The organism is Plesiocystis pacifica SIR-1, assembly GCF_000170895.1.
GTDB lineage: Bacteria > Myxococcota_A > Polyangia > Nannocystales > Nannocystaceae > Plesiocystis > Plesiocystis pacifica.
This window is the reverse complement of sequence record NZ_ABCS01000026.1, coordinates 75,832-90,567: the sequence shown is the minus strand read 5'-3', so window position 1 is coordinate 90,567 and position 14,736 is coordinate 75,832. Positions and strand designations below refer to the sequence as shown.

Here is a 14,736-nt window from a genome sequence, read left to right as displayed (position 1 = left end):
ATGTCTCGGTCGTTTCCGTCAGCTCTCGCTCGACGCTTCGATCGAAACCTGGTCGACCAGTCCGTCGAGCGCGACGAGCACGGAGCTGCGCAGACGTAGAGCCTCGGCCCGGGGGGCGCTGGTCGAGCTCCGCCGGGCGCGAGCCAGGGCACGCTCGAGTTCGCGGAAACACGAGCGGGCGTTGACCCGCCAGTGGTCCGCGAGGTCGCGCAGGCCCGAGCGGACGGCGGCGCGCAGGGCCTGTTCGCCGCGGCTGGCCGCTCGCCCGTGTCGGTTGATCAGCTCCTGGGCGAAGCCCCGCGCGGCACTGCTGGCCAGGTAACCCCGGGCCCAGGGCACGAGGCGCTCGACGAGCAGGTTGGCGAGGACTTCGTGTTCACCCGCGAGGCTGGCGATGCGGGTCTGCAGCGCGGCCATGGCCGCGTCCTCGAGGGTCGCCTCGAGGTACTCCGCGTCTTGCTCGTCGAGCTTGCGGCGCAGGCCGGCCCCGGCCTCGACGATGCCCAGGGAGAGGGCCTCGCGGGCGAGGACGTCGTCGAGGTTGAGCAGGCCCTCGTGGAGCTCCTCGGAGAAGCGGGCCAGGGTCCGGGTCGCGCGCTCGAGGGCCGCGGCCGGGTCCTCTCCGGCGCCGCGCCGCTCGAGCTCGGTGACCGCCGCGAGCACGCTGGCGCGGGCGAGGCCCAGGGCCTCGGTCAGGCGCCGGCGGATCAGCTCGGCCTTGAGCTCGCGGGCGTGGGCGAGGAAGTGGCGCTCGAGGGCGTCGTCGACCACGGTGAAGGGGTCGACCCCCTGTCCGGAGTCGGGGCTGGCGCCCGTTCGGTAGTCGAGGGCCTGGGCGGCGGACAGCGGCAGGACCTCGACGAGGACCTCGCCGAGCTGCTCGCGCAGGTAGGTCGTGAGCTCGTCGCGGTCGGCCTCGCTGTCGAGGGTGTCGACCTTGTTGAGCACGCCCAGGACCTTGCGCCCGCCCTCGCGCAGCTCCGCGAGGATGCCCGCCTCCGTGGCCGTTCCGCCCTGGGTCGCCGAGAACAGCCACACGACCGCGTCGGCCTCCTCGATGAACTCGCGGGCGACGGTCTCGTGGTACTCGTCCAGCGCGTTGAGCCCGGGGGTGTCGACCACGGCCGCGTCGCCCATGCGCTCGCCGACGCGGTCGATCTCGAGGTGGCGGATGCGGTCGGCCTCGCGGTCGTCGAGGTTGCGCAGGTAGGCGTCGAGCTCTCCCGCGGCCACGGTCGAGATGGTCGCGTCGCGGTAGTGGACCCGCGCGCCCCGGCCGGCGCCGCGGCGGAACACGTTGATGGTGTTGGTCGTCGGCAGCACGCCCATGGGCGCGACGGCCTCGCCGAGCAGGGCGTTGACGAAGGTGCTCTTGCCCGCCGAGAACTCGCCCATGATCGCGATGGTCAGCGGCCGGGCGAGGCGCTCGCGGGCGGCGATGACCATGCGCAGGGCCTCGGCCCCGCCGTGGATCGTCGCGCCGAGGATGTCCACGGGCAGCTTGGCGAGGAGCTCCGTGGCGGCGCCGAGCTGGTCCTCGAGGCGCTCGCCGACCTGGGGCCGGGTCAGCGCGGCGAGGCGCCGACGGGCCGCAGGCAGGTCCGGGTCCTGGATCAGCGCGGCGACCAGGGCCCGGCCGGCGGCGTCCATGCCCGCGGGGCCGTCGAGCATCGATCGCTCGGCGACGGCGAGCTCGCGCTGGGCGGCGACCAGGGCCTCGCGGCGCAGCGGGTCGCGCAGGGGGCTGAGCTCGTCGGGGCCGAGGACCTCGCCGAGCTCCGGGCGTAGGCTCAGGTGGTAGGGCGGGCCCGCCGAGAACTGGCGCTTGATGTCCGCGGGCACCAAGTCGGCGCCGCGGCCCTCGTGGGCCCGGCTCAGGGCCTCGCTCAGGGCGGCGCGGATCCAGTGCAGGCGCAGCTCTTCGCCCAGGGTCAGCGCGGCCTCGTCCCCGAGCTCGTGGCGCACGGCCGCGAGGGCCTTGGTCACGCTCGGCGAGAAGTCCTCGACGAACAGCGCGACGTGGGCGAGCTCCTGGGACCGGGCCGGGCGGGCGTGGGGCGGCGCGCTGCTCAAAGCTTGGGCCAGGGAGCTGAGCATGGCCGTGGGCGGGCTCAGCTCGTCGTCGGCGCGGCTGGCCTCGCGCCACCGGCGGAACTCGGCGAGGGCCCACAGGCGCAGGCGCTCGCCGTCACCGGCGTCGAGCTGGAGGTAGCGCAGGGCCTCGGCGCAGGCCTGGCTGGCGTCGGGGCTGACGTGGATCAGCACGCGCACCCGGGCCTCGAACACCAGGCCGCCGCCGGGCTCGGAGCTCGGTCCGCTCGGCAGCTCGGTGAGCAGCTCCATGGCCGCGCTGCGCTCGCCCCGGGCGGCGAGCACCCGGGCCAAGAGCGCGGTCTCGAGGGCCGTGTAGCTCGTGTCGACGAGCTCGTCCCCGGCCCGCGGCCCGTCGAACTCCGTGCCCGCCTCGTCGACGGTGAGCATGTCCTCTTCGGGCTCGACCCCGGGCTCGGCGTCTTGGTTGGCCTCGGCGGCCGCGGCCGCGCGCTCGCGCACGACCTGGCGGCGGGCGTCGGTGATCCGGCGGTGGTAGGCGGTCTGGACCCAGCGCTCGGCCTCGGACACCCGGCCGTCGGCGAGGAGCTGATCGACGCCGAGGGCGAGGGTCAGCCGGCGCAGGCCGTCGCCCGCGCCCGGGGGCAGCGCCGCGGCGGCCTTGCGGATCTCCCGGATGGCGCGCTCGTGCTGGCCGAGGCGGCGGTGGGCCGAGGCCGCGAGCAGGTGGGCGAGGAGCTGAGCCTCGATGAGGTCCTGGGAGGACAGGCGCTCGAGGTTGCGCTTGCCTCGGCGCAGGTGGTCCAGGCACGCGCTCGGGTCTTGCTGGTGGCGCAGGGCCTCGGCGGCGTCGACCAGGGCCATCGCCCCGACCCGCTTGGCGTCGAGGCGGTCGGCGAGCTCGCGCAGGATCTCGATGCCCCCGGGGACCCGATCGTCGATGAAGCGCTCGTGGGTGGCCGTCAGCGCCAGCGCATTGACGAGGTTGGGCTCGTCCCCGTAGGCGCCGGTCAGCTCGCGGAGCACGGTCCGGGCCTGGCCGGCCTCGCCCGCGACCCGCAGCGCCCGGGCCTGCTCCGTCGCGTCGCGCACGGCCTCGGGCACGCCGACGTTCTCCGACACCTCGACGACCAGGTCGCGGGCGCGCTTGGCCCACTCGTTGACCGTGTTGCCCACGGAGTTCAGGTTGAAGCTGCGCGCCCACTCGCGGGCCTGCCGACCCGCCTCACGGGCCTGACGCCCGACCTCCTGGGCCTGGCGGCTCGCTTCTCCAAAGGGCTTGTCGTCGTCTTCCTCGGCCATGGTGCGGTCTCCTCTGGGTCGGCCCCGGCTCCGGCGGCTCGGCTCGGTCAATCAGTGCAGGACGGGCGCGTCCTCGTCGTCGCCCGAAGGGTCCTCGGCCTCGCGGTCGAGCTCGATCGAGCGCAGCTCGGTGATGAGCGCGTCGAGCTGGGCCTCGAGGCCGTTGAGCTCAGCCTGGGCGACCACGGCCACGCGCTCGCGCAGGCGCTTGGCGGCTTGCTCCGCGGGCGTGTCTTCGCCTTCCTTCGAGTCCTTCGAGGCGTCTTTGGGCTCGGGCGCGGCTTCGGGCGCCGCTTTGCTCGGCTCGGCGTCGGCGTCGGCGTCGGCCTCGACCTCGACCTCGACCTCAGCCTTGGCCGGCTCGATCTCGGTCGCGGCGTCGGTCGCTGCCGCGTGCACGCGCAGCTGGGCCTCGTGACGATCGAGGCGCTCTTGGGCCGTGCGCAGGGCCGTGAGCAGCTGCTCGCTCAGGGACAGGTCGGCCAACATGAGGTGATCGTCGAGGGCGTCGCCATGGCGCGCGACGAGCTTGTCGATGATCGCGCCGAGCTGATCCGTGGCCGCGTCGAGGGCCCCCGGCAGGGCGTCGCGGACCTGCGCCCGGGCGTCGCGGACGGTCTTCTCGCGCAGGATCACCGTGGTCAGCGGAGACGCGATGGTCATGACCATCCCGGTCACGGTGCTGCCGAGGTACCAGATGATCGTCCCGACCAGGCCCAGGGCGAGGGTCCCGACCTCGACGATCACCGCCGGCGGCTCGACGTAGAGCCCGGGCCCGCGAAAGCCCAGGGGCATCATGGCCTCGACCAGGCGGCGGTGGGCGAGCTCGCCGTGGGTCGCAAAGATCTCGCGGGTCAGGGCCTCGAGCTCGCCGCGCAGGCGCTCGCTCTCTTGGCGCGCGAACTCGAGGAAGGCGTCCTGGATCGCGCCGGGGATGACCTGGGTCAGGGTCGAGAGGTCGGCCTTGTGGATCTGCGCCAGGGCGGACTCCTCGAGCTCGCCCCGGAACGCGGCGATGCGCTCTTTGCTGGCGCTGACGATGGTCTCGCCCGCGGCGGGGATGCGCTTGCGCAGGCCGTCGAGGTCGTGCTCGCGGGCGGCGAGGGTCGACTCGACCGCGGCCAGCTCGCGGCTCAGGGCGTCGCGCTCGAGGTAGAGGGCGCGGGCCTGGAAGGACGCGTTGTAGCCGAGCAGTCGGGCCTGGCGGAGCATGGCCGAGCGGGCCCGGGCCGGGAGGATGGCCGCGCCTTCGCGGGCGAAGCCAAACAAGCGGGCGCGCACGGCCGCGAGGGCGCGCACGGCCTCGAGCTCGCTGTCCGCTGAGCCGCCGCCCTCGCGCAGGGCCGACTTCGAGTCGACGCAGTAGATGTCCAGGGGCCCGGGCAGCACGGAGCTCAGGCCCTCGCGGCTGTGGGCGATGACCCGCTCGCGCTCGTCCTCGGGCACCAAGTCGATGCGGTTGATGACCACGAGCAGCTTGGCGCCGCCGCTCTCGTCGAGGCCTCCGACGGCCGCGACGGCGTCGGTGATCAGCCGGAGCTCGGAGCGGCTGAGCACCTGGGTGGCGTCGAGGACCAGCACGAGCACGTCGGCCCGGGGCAGCTCGGAGCGGCTCAGGGCCGCGCGGAAGCGGTCGATGTCGTTGAAGCCGGGGGTGTCGATGAGCTCGACGGCGCTCGGCAGGCGCTCGGGGTCGACGAGCAGCTCGGGCTCGCGCCCGGCCTCGTCCTCGGCCTTGCCGCGGGCGAGGGTCGCAAAGCGCTCGGCGTCCACGGGGGTGCGCCCGCCGTCGGCCTCGAGCAGGTAGGTCCCGGGCTCGCTGCCGTCGCCCGCGGTCGCGGCCGAGCGGATCGCAACCACGGCGCCCGTGGTCGGGGTGACGCCCACGGGCAGCAGGGCCTCGCCGAGCAGGGCGTTGAGCAGGGAGCTCTTGCCGTGCTTGATCTCGCCGAGGATCACCGCGCGCACGCGGCCGTCGTCGAGGCGTCGGCGGGCGTCGGCGACGACGGTCTGGGCCAGCTGCTCGTGGCCGAGGGCGTCGGCGACCTTGGACAGGCGCTGGGCCGCGTGCTCGAGGCGAGCCTTGGGCGTGCGGGGGACGGGCGTGTCGGGCATGGCGGTCACAGGATCCCCAGGCGGTCGGTGAGGCGGGCGTCGACGCGGGCGAGGGACCAGGCGTCGGCGGGCACGTGGAGGTTGGCGTCGGGCTCGTCGGGCTTCGACGCGCCCGACTTGGGCTCGGCGTCCGACTTGGGCCGGGCGCCCTCGCCGATCTGGCGGATGAGCTCGGCCCGGCGGGCGCGGGTCGCCTGGATCCGCGCGTAGACCCCCGAGCGGGCGAAGTCCGTGAGCGCCTGGATCCGCGCCTGGGTCGAGGGGCCGTCGGGCAGCCAGTCCGAGGCGGTCAGCTGCGGCGCGCCGTCGAGGGGCGTGTGCAGGTGCTCGCCGGAGCGGGTCAGGACCACGGGCGGGTTGCTCAGCATCTCGATGGCGGCGTCGAGGTCTCCGCAGCACAGCAGCCCGGCGCGGTCGGCCGAGAACACCATCACCCGCGTCCACGGGCTCAGGGCGCCGCGCAGGCCCCGGATGCCCAGGCGACCCTCGCGGCGACCGGCGAACAGGTGGGCCGTGAAGAACACCGCGTGGTCGCAGTGCAGGTGGCCCAGGCCCGAGCCGATCGCAAAGGCGCGGGCGCTCGGGGCCAGGGCGGCGAGGGCCTCGGCGTCGACGATCAGCCAGCGCGCGCCGCCTCGGGTCGCGCCGAGGCTGGCGACCAGCGGCCAGCGACCGCGCTGCTCGGGCCGGACCACGCGCAGCGTCGGCAAGGGCGCGCGCAGCAGGGCGATGTGCCCCCCGATCTCGCGCATCAGCGGGACCGGGGCCGCCGTCGCGTCGAGCAGCGCGTCCTCCATGAGCTGGGCGGCCAGACGCGGCCAGGCGCGGTCGACGGTGCGGACGAGGGTGTTGCCGACCGTCGAGCTCGACAGCCAGCGCGAGCGCCGGAGGTCGACGCCGTAGGCGTAGCCCTGCCGGGCCATGCCCTGCTCGTAGACGTCGAGCAGTCGGTGTTGGACGAAGTGGGAAAGGTCGGGGCTAGCGCTCACGGTGGCCTCGCCGGCCCTGCTCGAGCAAGGCGCGGGCGATGCATGGTAGCAGGGCGCGCCGGGGCTTCTGACGCCCAGGCCCGAGTTTCTCAGAACCGTCCAGGGGCGCGGCCCCTCGGGCCTCTGGCAGTCAGCGCCCGAGCATGGCGAGGGCTTCGGCGTGCAGCTGGGGCGTCGCCGCGGCCACGGTGTGACCGCCCGCGTCGGCGTCGAAGCTCTCACCTCGCCAATCCGTGATGACGCCGCCGGCCCCCCGAACGACCGGCGCGAGCGCGGCGTAGTCGTAGTGTTTCAGGCCCGACTCGACGACGAGGTCGAGCTGCCCCATGGCGAGCAGCGCGTAGGCGTAGGCGTCCATGCTGAAGCGAGCCAGCTTGCACGCCCGGGCCAGGCGCGCGAACGCGGCCTCCTCGGCGGCGTCGAAGTAGCCGACCGCGCGCGGATCGGTGGTCGAGACGCGCGCGTCGGCGAGGCGCTCGCAGCCGCTGGTCGTGATGGCGCGGACGCTCGCGCGGCGGTGCAGCCACGCGCGCTCGCCCGCGCCGATCCACCGCTCTTCGACGTGCGGCTGGTCGATCACGCCGAGGATGGGCTCGGGCCCGCGCTCGAGGGCGATCAGCGTGGTCCAGGTCGGCGCGCCGCAGATGAACGAGCGCGTGCCGTCGATGGGGTCGAGGACCCACCGCAGCTGCGCGTTCGGCAGGCGCTCGCCGTGCTCTTCGCCGAGGATGCCGTGCTCGGGGTAGCGGCGCTCGATCAGCGCCCGGATCGCGCGCTCGGCCTCCCGATCCGCGTCGGTCACCGGGTCGAAGTCGGCGGCGAGCTTGTTGTCGACGGCGAGCGCCGAGCGAAAGCGAGGCAAGGTCTCGCGCCGAGCCGCGTCGGCCAGCTCGTGCGCGAAGGCGACGAGCGCGTCGAGGTCGAGGGTCTGTGCCATGGGCAGCGCCCGCTAGAGGCCCCGCATGGTCCGCTCGACCTCGCGCCGGCCGGGGGCGTTTTGCGGCGCGATCTTCAAGTATTCCTCGAAGGCCTTCTTGGCGTCGCCGCGCCGACCCAGCCGCATGTAGCTCTCGCCGAGGCGGCGCCAGGTGTCGATGAGCTGGCGCTCTTGCGCGTACTCGATCGCGTTGTCGACCCCCGCCTGGAGGGCCTTGGCCGCGGCGCTGTGCTGGTTGCGGTCGTTGAGCATGCGGCCCTCCTGGTAGTAGGCCTCGAACAGGTTGGGGTCGAGCTCGTGGGCCTTGCGGAAGTCGGCGATGGCCTGCTCGCGCTTGCCGAGGTCGCGGTGGGCGAGCCCGAGGGCGAGGTGGGCGTAGGGGTAGTCGTCGCTGTCGGCGACCACGGGGGTCAGCAGCTCGATGGCCTTGCGCGCGGCGCCGTCGTAGGCGTAGAGGCGACCGAGCAGGGCCGCGGCCATGCGGTTGTCGCCGTCGAGCTCGAGGGCCTTGCGGTAGTGGCCCTTGGCGTCGGGGACCCGGCCGTTGTACTCGAGGGCCTGGCCGAGCCAGACCTCGACCTCGGTGTCGCCCTCGGTCGTCTGGGCCTGCTGGATCTCGGTCAGGGCCTCGACGTAGTCGCCCTGGACGAGCAACGCGCGGCCCAGCAGCAGGTGCGCGCGCAGCTGGTTGGGGTCGCGCTCGAGCACGGCCTTGGCCAGCTTCTCGACGTCGTCGTAGCGCTCTTGCGCCAGGCGCAGCGAGGCGCCGGTCAGCAGGATCTCGACGGCCGCGCCCTCTTCCGAGAGCTGCTCGCCGATGAGCGCGTCGAGCTGTTCGAGCTGCCCCTTGCGCAGGTAGACCTCGCCCAGGGGGGCGGTCAGGCCCGGGAAGCCGCCGGTGCGATCGAAGAGCTCGACGAGGGCCTCCTCGTGGGCCTTGCGACGATCGAGGGCGTCGAGGATCTGGGCGCGGAGCAGGCGGGCGTGGTTGTTGCCGGCCTCGATGCGCAGGGCCTCGTCGGTGGCCTCGAGGGCGTCGGTCAGCGAGCGCTGGCGCTCGAGGATCTGGGCGCGGAGCAGCTCGAGGGTCGAGCGAGCGCGGCGGCCCTCGGCGCTGTCCTTGTCCTCGGTGGCCTCGATCGCCTTGCGCTGCTCGTCGATGAAGCTCAGCGCTTCGCCGGACTTGTCGAGGTCGAGGAGCAGGGCGACCTCGGCCTCCATCGAGGGCGTGTAGAAGGGGTCGAGGGTGCGGGCCTGGGCCCAGGCCTGGCGGGCCTCGTCGACGCGCTTTTCGAGGGCGTGGGCCTCGGCGGCGATGGTCATCGCCTCGGCGTCGGCGCGCTCCCCCAGGGCGCCGATGCGCTCGAGGGCGCGGACGAACTCGCCCTCGGCGAGGTCTCGACGCGCGGCCAGCTTGATGATCGCCGGGTCCTCGGGCCGCTCTTGTTCGAGCACGTCGACCTCGGCCTTGGCCGCGGGCAAGTTGGCGTTCTCCAGCCAGATCATCACGCGATCGATGCGCGCCGCGAGCAGCCCCGCGTCGGTGGCCAGGGCCTGCTCGAGCAGGCGGACCGCCTCGATGATGTTGCCCTGACGCCGCGAGAGCTGGGCGCGCTGGCGCAGCAGCTCGGCCTTGTGGCCGTCGCTGACGACCGCGGGGCGCAGATCCTTGCCGGCGGCGACGGCCTCGGCGAGCAGCCCCTCGGCGGCCGTCGAGCGCATCAGGACCTCGCGCAGGCTGAGCTGATCGGGGGCCTCGTTGGCCGCCTTGCGCAGGGCCGCGAGGCCGTCGTCGGAGTTGGCCGCGAGGCGGGCCTCGAGCACGACGAGCTGGGCCGCGCGGTCCTCGGGGCGCAGGGTGAGGACCGCCTCGGCCGTGGCCCGGGCGCCCTCCACGTCGCCGGTCTCGAGCTGGACCCACGCGCGGTAGAGCTGGCTGCGCGGATCTTCGCCGCCGAACTTGGCCAGGGCGCCCGCCGTGTCGCCGTTGGCGAGCAGGCCGAGGCCCTCGATGCGCGCGATGAAGGGCTCGGGTCGACCCTGGTAGCTGGCCAGGGCCGTCGACGCGATCTGCAGGCGCTCGGGATCGGGCCCGTAGCGCAGGTGCAAGAGCATGGCGGCCTCGGCCTGGCCGACGGGGTCGTTGGCCGAGCGCTCGAGGGCCTGGACGTAGGCCGCGGGGGTGTCGAGGTCGAGCTTGGCGAGGATCTCCTCGGGGCGCTCGGCGGCCTCGCGGGGCGCACCCTGATCGCCGCCCTCGCTGGCACCGTCGCCGCCGCTGCTGCCCGCGGGCGCGCCGGTGTCTCCCTCGCCGAGCAGGCCCAGCTGGGTCGCGGCCACGAAGCCGCCGCCGCCGAGGACCAGCAGGCCCACGAGGCTGTAGGCGACGATTCGGCCGATGCTGCGCCCGCCCTTTTCCGGCGACGCGTCTCGGCCCTTGACGCGGATCTTGGCCCGCGTCTTGGTCTTGGCCTTGTCCTTGTCTCGCTCCCCCGACTGGGCCGCGGCCTCGCTGGCGTCGGAGTGGATCTCTCCGGCGGCCTCGCTGCCGTCGCCCTCGTCGACGTCGAACTCGAGCTCCTCGTCGGGCACGTCGGCGTCGGCGTCGAGGTCGAGGTCGGGGATGTCGAGGTTGCTCTCGAAGTCGGGCTTGGGCGCCGGGAAGTCGTCGACGAGGCCCGGGAGGTCGTCCGCGGCCATGGGCAGGTCGTCCGCGGCCATGGGCAGGTCGTCCGCGGCCATGGGCAGGTCGTCCGCCGGCATGGGCAGATCGTCGACGGCCATGGGCAGGTCGTCCGCCGGCATGGGCAGGTCGGCCGCCGGCGTGGGCAGGTCGGCCGCCGGCGTGGGCAGGTCGGCCGCCGGCATGGGCAGGTTGTCGAGGATCAGGCTGTCGGCCGCCGTCGGGAGCTCCGCCGCGGGCTCGTCATCGAGGGCCGGCATGGGCAGATCGCCGAAGCTGTCGCCGCCGTCGAGGGCAGGCATGGGCAGGTCGTCGAAGCCACCGCCACCGCCGCCGTCGAGGGAGGGCATGGGCAGATCGTCGAAGCCACCGCCACCCCCGGTCTGGGCCGCGGCCGGCGTCGGCGCGGCCAGATCGTCGAAGCCGCCGATGCCGTCGGCGGGCATGGGCAGATCGTCGGCCGGGCGCTGCTGCGTCGCGGGGGCGGGCAGGCTGTCGAGGCTGCCGAAGGTCGGGCGCTTGCGCTGGGGCGGAGCGGGCGGAGCCGCGGGTCGGGGCGCTGGCGCCGAGGGCCCGCTGGTGTCGAGGGTCAGGTCGTCGTCCGTCGGCGTCGGCAGATCGAGGCTGTCGAACTGCCCCGATTGCTCGAGGGTGATCTCGCTGTCCTCGGCGAGCACCGGGTTGGCCGAGTCGAGGCCCGCGAAGCCGCTCTTTGGCAGGGCGCGGCGCGGGGTGGCGTCGATCGGCGGCGCGTCGAGGTCCCCGAGCTCGATGGGCTCGTCCTCGTCGTCGTCGCGGAACTCGAACTCCGAGACCCCGCTCATCGCCGCGGGGTGGTCCATGGACTCGAACTCGCTGATGTCGCCGGTGGTGATCGACTCGAGCTCGGGGAGCGCCTCGGGGTTGCCGGTGAAGAAGGGATCGTCGACGTCGAAGGTCCCCGAGTCGAGGCTCGAGGGCGCCGGGGTCGGCTCGCGGGGCGGCACGGGGCGGGCCGAGGGCTTGGGTCCGCGCTCGGGCCCCGGTCCGCGCTCGGGTCCCGGTCCGCGCACGGGCGCCGAGCGGCCGAAGGCGGGGGGTCCACCGGGCACGGGCGGCGGGGCGGACTTCTTGGCCCCGCCCAGGGGCGGTGGCGCGGGCGGTCGCCCCTGGCTGGGACCACCGAGGGGCGGCGGCGGGACGACGCCGGGCTTCTTGATCGGCGGAGGCTTGCCGACCCCGCGTCCTTTCAAGGGAGGCGGCGCTGGCGGGCGACCCGAGACCGGCGCGGCCTTGGCCATCGGCGGGGCCGGGGGCGGCAGCGGGGGCTTGGGCGGAGGCGGAGCCGTGGCCGCGACGAGGGCCTCCTCTTCGTCGTCGTCGTCGACGGGGAAGGCCAAGCCGCCGTCATCGTCGTCGTCGACGGGGACGGCCAAGCCGCCGTCGTCGTCATCGTCGTCGACCGGAAAGGGCAGGCCGCCGTCGTCGTCATCGTCGTCGACCGGAAAGCTCAGGCCGCCGTCGCTCTGGGCCGCGCGCATGGGCTCGTCGTCGTCGTCGTCGCGCGGAATCGAGAAGGTGCCGCTCTCGTCGAGGCTCAGCCCCGTCATGCCAAACAGGGTCTTGGACGGGGACCCACGCCCCGAGGGCGGGGGCGGGGGCAGAGCCGAGCCGGCCATGGGCGGGGGCGGCGGGAGCGGCGAGCTGCCGCCTTCGTCGGGGAGGGGTTCGTCGAAAGGAGAGGGACCGCTCCCGGTGGAGGCTCCGCAGCGCGGACAAAAAGGCGGAAGCCGCACTTTGGAGTCGTCGATCGTGTGGCTGCAGTTCGAGCAGGTGAACATGGTGACGGCGGTCCCGGATCCGGCGGTCGAAGCTCGGGCAGCCGATCATATCATTGCCCGCAGCGCGCGCCCCTTTTTGCGGCCAAGGGCCAGGGAAGGCTGGGGGGGTCCTGGTCAATTGCCTCATCACCCGAGCAGGGGCGCGGACGATTGGGTAGTGTCGGCCCCGGTGATCCTCCGCGACCCGGTCCACGGCCTGATCTCCTTCGCCCCGACGACGCCGGGACCGGGTGACCCGTACCGCCTGCTGGTGCGCCTCATGGACACCCGCGAGGTGCAGCGGCTGCGACGAATCCGGGCCCTGGGCCTGGCCTCGCTGGCCTTTCCCGGCGGCGAGCACTCTCGCTTCGCGCACGCCGTGGGGTCGGCCTACGTGATGAGCCGCTACCTCGAGCGGGTGCGTTCGCTGGCCGACGAGCTCCCGGCGCACGACCGCATCGACAGCGACTGGGAGGCGATCGCGCTGGCTGCGGCGCTGGTCCACGACCTCGGCCACGGGCCCTTCTCGCACACCTTCGAGCACGTCTTGCCCGACGCGCGCATGCACGAGGACTGGACCTCGCAGATGCTGCTCGACCCAGACACGGAGGTCCACCGCGTGCTCCACGAGTTCGACCCCCAGGCGCCCGCGGCCGTCGAGCGGTTGATCCACGGCGCGTGCCCGATCCGCCACCTCGCCCGGGCCGTCTCGGGCACCTTCGACGTCGATCGTTGCGACTACCTCATGCGCGACAGCCACATGACGGGCGTGCGCTACGGCCTCCTCGACCTCGACTGGCTGCTGGCCTCGCTGCGCCTGTACCTGCCCGCAGGCGCGAGCGCGGCGACGCTGGCGGTCGACGGCGCCAAGGGGCTCACGGCCGTCGAGGGCTTCTTCCTCGCGCGCTTTTACATGTATCGCCAGGTCTACCTGCACAAGGCCGTGCGCGCGGCGGAGGTCATGCTCCGCGGCCTGTTCCGTCGCCTGCACGAGCTGCACGACGCCGGCGAGAGCGTGCCCGGGACGCCCGACGCCCTGGCGGCGATGTTCCGCGGGGCGCAGCTGTCGACGGAGGACTACATCAGCCTCGACGACGCGTTGCTCGAGACCGCGATGTGGCACTACGCCCGCGGCGACGATCCGGTGCTGCGCGGGCTGAGCCAGGGGCTGCGCGAGCGCAAGCTGTTCAAGAGCGTGCGCGTGCGCGACGAGGTCAGCGACGAGGAGGTGCGCGCGCGCATCGATCCGCTGGTCGCCGAGCTCGGCCTCGATCCGCGCTACTTCGCCGGCATCGACCGCACGAAGACCCGGGCCTACGTCGAGGACGAAGCCCTCGTCGTGCTCTCGGGTCCGCGGGTCCAGAGCCTGCTCGAGGCCTCGCCGGTGATCCACGGCCTCGCCTCGGAGGTCTACACCTCGCACCGCGCCATGTTCCCGACCCAGCTGCGCCACGCGGCCGCGGACGCCCTCGAGGACCTGCGCTGATGGGCGGCCAGCGACGCTTTGCGATGGCGCGCTGTCGCGAGTGCGGCCTGCACGAGGAGCTGTGCATCTGCGACCAGCGCCCGCGCCTCGAGCTGCGGACCAAGCTGCTCGTGGTCCAGAACAACAAAGAGCGCAACAAGCCGACCAACACCGGGCGGATGATCCCTCAGGTGCTGAGCCACGCCGAGCTGATCTACTTCGGGGCGCGGGGCGTGCCCTGGGACGGGGGCCCGCTCGTGCGCCCGGATCACGACTACGTGCTCGTCTTTCCCCGCGTCGAAGACCCCGAGGGCCAGGCGCCCAAGCCCGCTCCGGTCCTCGACCCCGAGCGCATCGCCGCGCTCGAAGCCAACAGCCAGTCCGAGCCGGGGCGCACCCTGGCCGTGGTCATCCTCGACGGGACCTGGGCTCAGTGCGCGCGCATGAGTCGACGGGTGCCCGAGCTCGCGGCCATGGAGGCCTGGGGCTTGCCCGAGGGTCCGGCCTCGCACTGGGGCGTGCGCGTGCCCTCGGAGCCCAGCCGGATCTCGAGCTTCGAGGCGGCGATCCGCGTGGTCGAGCTGTTCGAGGGCCCCGAGCCCGCAGCGCAGATGCAAGCGCACTTCGATCGCATGGCCGCGGCGATGCAGTTCATGAAGGCCAAGCGCCCGGACCCGCGGGTCCCAAACGAGTGGATCGAAGCTCGCCAGGCTCGCTTCGGCCATTGACCACGAACAGGCACGAAAAGGCCCGACAGCGCAGACTGTCGGGCCTCTGGGGGGATTGGGTGGGGGAGAAGTAAGAAAAGCCAAGTCGTGGGTTCGACGCTAGGCGCCGAGGCGGTTGCGGATCGAGGCGAGGATTTCGTCCTCGCGGGCGTGATGCGGCTCGGGATTCTCGAGCTTGGCCTTGATCAGGGCCTCGAGGATGGCGCCGCGCTCGGGGTGGGGGGGGAGATGCTGGGCGAGGCCGAGCTTGCGGCTGACGAGGACCTTGAGGAAGGGCTCGATCTTGCGGACCTCTTGGGCGATGCGCATGGTCGCGGCCTTGCCTTCACCGCGGCGGAAGGGGTAGCGAGGGGCGCTGTTCTCGACGGCGACCACGACATCACGAGCGAGCTCGATGTCGACCTTGTCCTCGACGCCGAAGGAGGCGATCACGATGGGACGGCTCTGCGCCTTCTTGTTGCCCTCGCTGCTCCACCAGACGTTGTGGGCGATCGAGAGGTAGGTTCGGCGAGAATCGCCACAGCGGACCTTGTTCTTACGCAAGTACATTGATCAAATCCTTTTTGGTGTTCCTGCCGAGGAGCTCGATCCGGCCCCTGTTGGCCTCTGACGGGTCGCCAGAGCAAATCTTCAAGTCCCATGCCGACGCACCCCGAGATGGGGGAT

8 protein-coding genes are annotated in these 14,736 nt (G+C 73.4%); 2 read left to right on the top strand and 6 right to left on the bottom strand.

Annotated features, from left to right (window positions below; genetic code table 11):
• Nucleotides 1–18: 18 nt before the first annotated feature.
• The 5 genes from PPSIR1_RS47870 to PPSIR1_RS15640 form a co-directional block, all read right to left on the bottom strand.
• Entirely contained in the window at nt 19–3,354 is a 3,336-nt protein-coding gene (locus PPSIR1_RS47870; protein WP_006972062.1) for a dynamin family protein, read from the bottom strand.
• A gap of 51 nt (nt 3,355–3,405) precedes the next feature.
• Nucleotides 3,406–5,469, bottom strand: coding sequence for a dynamin family protein (locus tag PPSIR1_RS15655; protein WP_157595602.1), 2,064 nt, complete (start codon nt 5,467–5,469; stop codon nt 3,406–3,408).
• A 5-nt stretch (nt 5,470–5,474) separates the two neighbouring features.
• Entirely contained in the window at nt 5,475–6,458 is a 984-nt protein-coding gene (locus tag PPSIR1_RS15650) for a M48 family metalloprotease (protein ID WP_006972060.1), read from the bottom strand.
• A 130-nt stretch (nt 6,459–6,588) separates the two neighbouring features.
• Nucleotides 6,589–7,395, bottom strand: coding sequence for a histidinol-phosphatase (gene hisN, locus PPSIR1_RS15645; RefSeq protein ID WP_006972059.1), 807 nt, complete (start codon nt 7,393–7,395; stop codon nt 6,589–6,591).
• Nucleotides 7,396–7,407: 12 nt separating this feature from the next.
• Nucleotides 7,408–11,667 (bottom strand): tetratricopeptide repeat protein, encoded by a 4,260-nt coding sequence (locus PPSIR1_RS15640; RefSeq protein ID WP_006972058.1) that lies wholly within the window; start codon nt 11,665–11,667, stop codon nt 7,408–7,410.
• Between the two features lie 388 nt (nt 11,668–12,055).
• On the opposite strand from PPSIR1_RS15640, the gene PPSIR1_RS15635 reads away from it, so the two are divergent.
• Together PPSIR1_RS15635 and PPSIR1_RS15630 are read left to right on the top strand one after the other, a co-directional pair.
• On the top strand, nt 12,056–13,363 hold the full coding sequence (locus PPSIR1_RS15635) for an HD domain-containing protein (protein WP_006972057.1): 1,308 nt from the start codon (nt 12,056–12,058) through the stop codon (nt 13,361–13,363).
• Nucleotides 13,364–13,386: 23 nt separating this feature from the next.
• A complete protein-coding gene (locus tag PPSIR1_RS15630) occupies nt 13,387–14,070 on the top strand; it encodes a DTW domain-containing protein (RefSeq protein WP_157595601.1) in 684 nt (227 codons plus the stop codon).
• Between the two features lie 99 nt (nt 14,071–14,169).
• Here PPSIR1_RS15630 and PPSIR1_RS15625 read toward each other — a convergent pair whose 3' ends face one another.
• Nucleotides 14,170–14,619: a hypothetical protein gene (locus PPSIR1_RS15625; protein ID WP_006972055.1), complete on the bottom strand. Its 450-nt coding sequence runs from the start codon at nt 14,617–14,619 to the stop codon at nt 14,170–14,172.
• Nucleotides 14,620–14,736 lie beyond the last annotated feature (117 nt).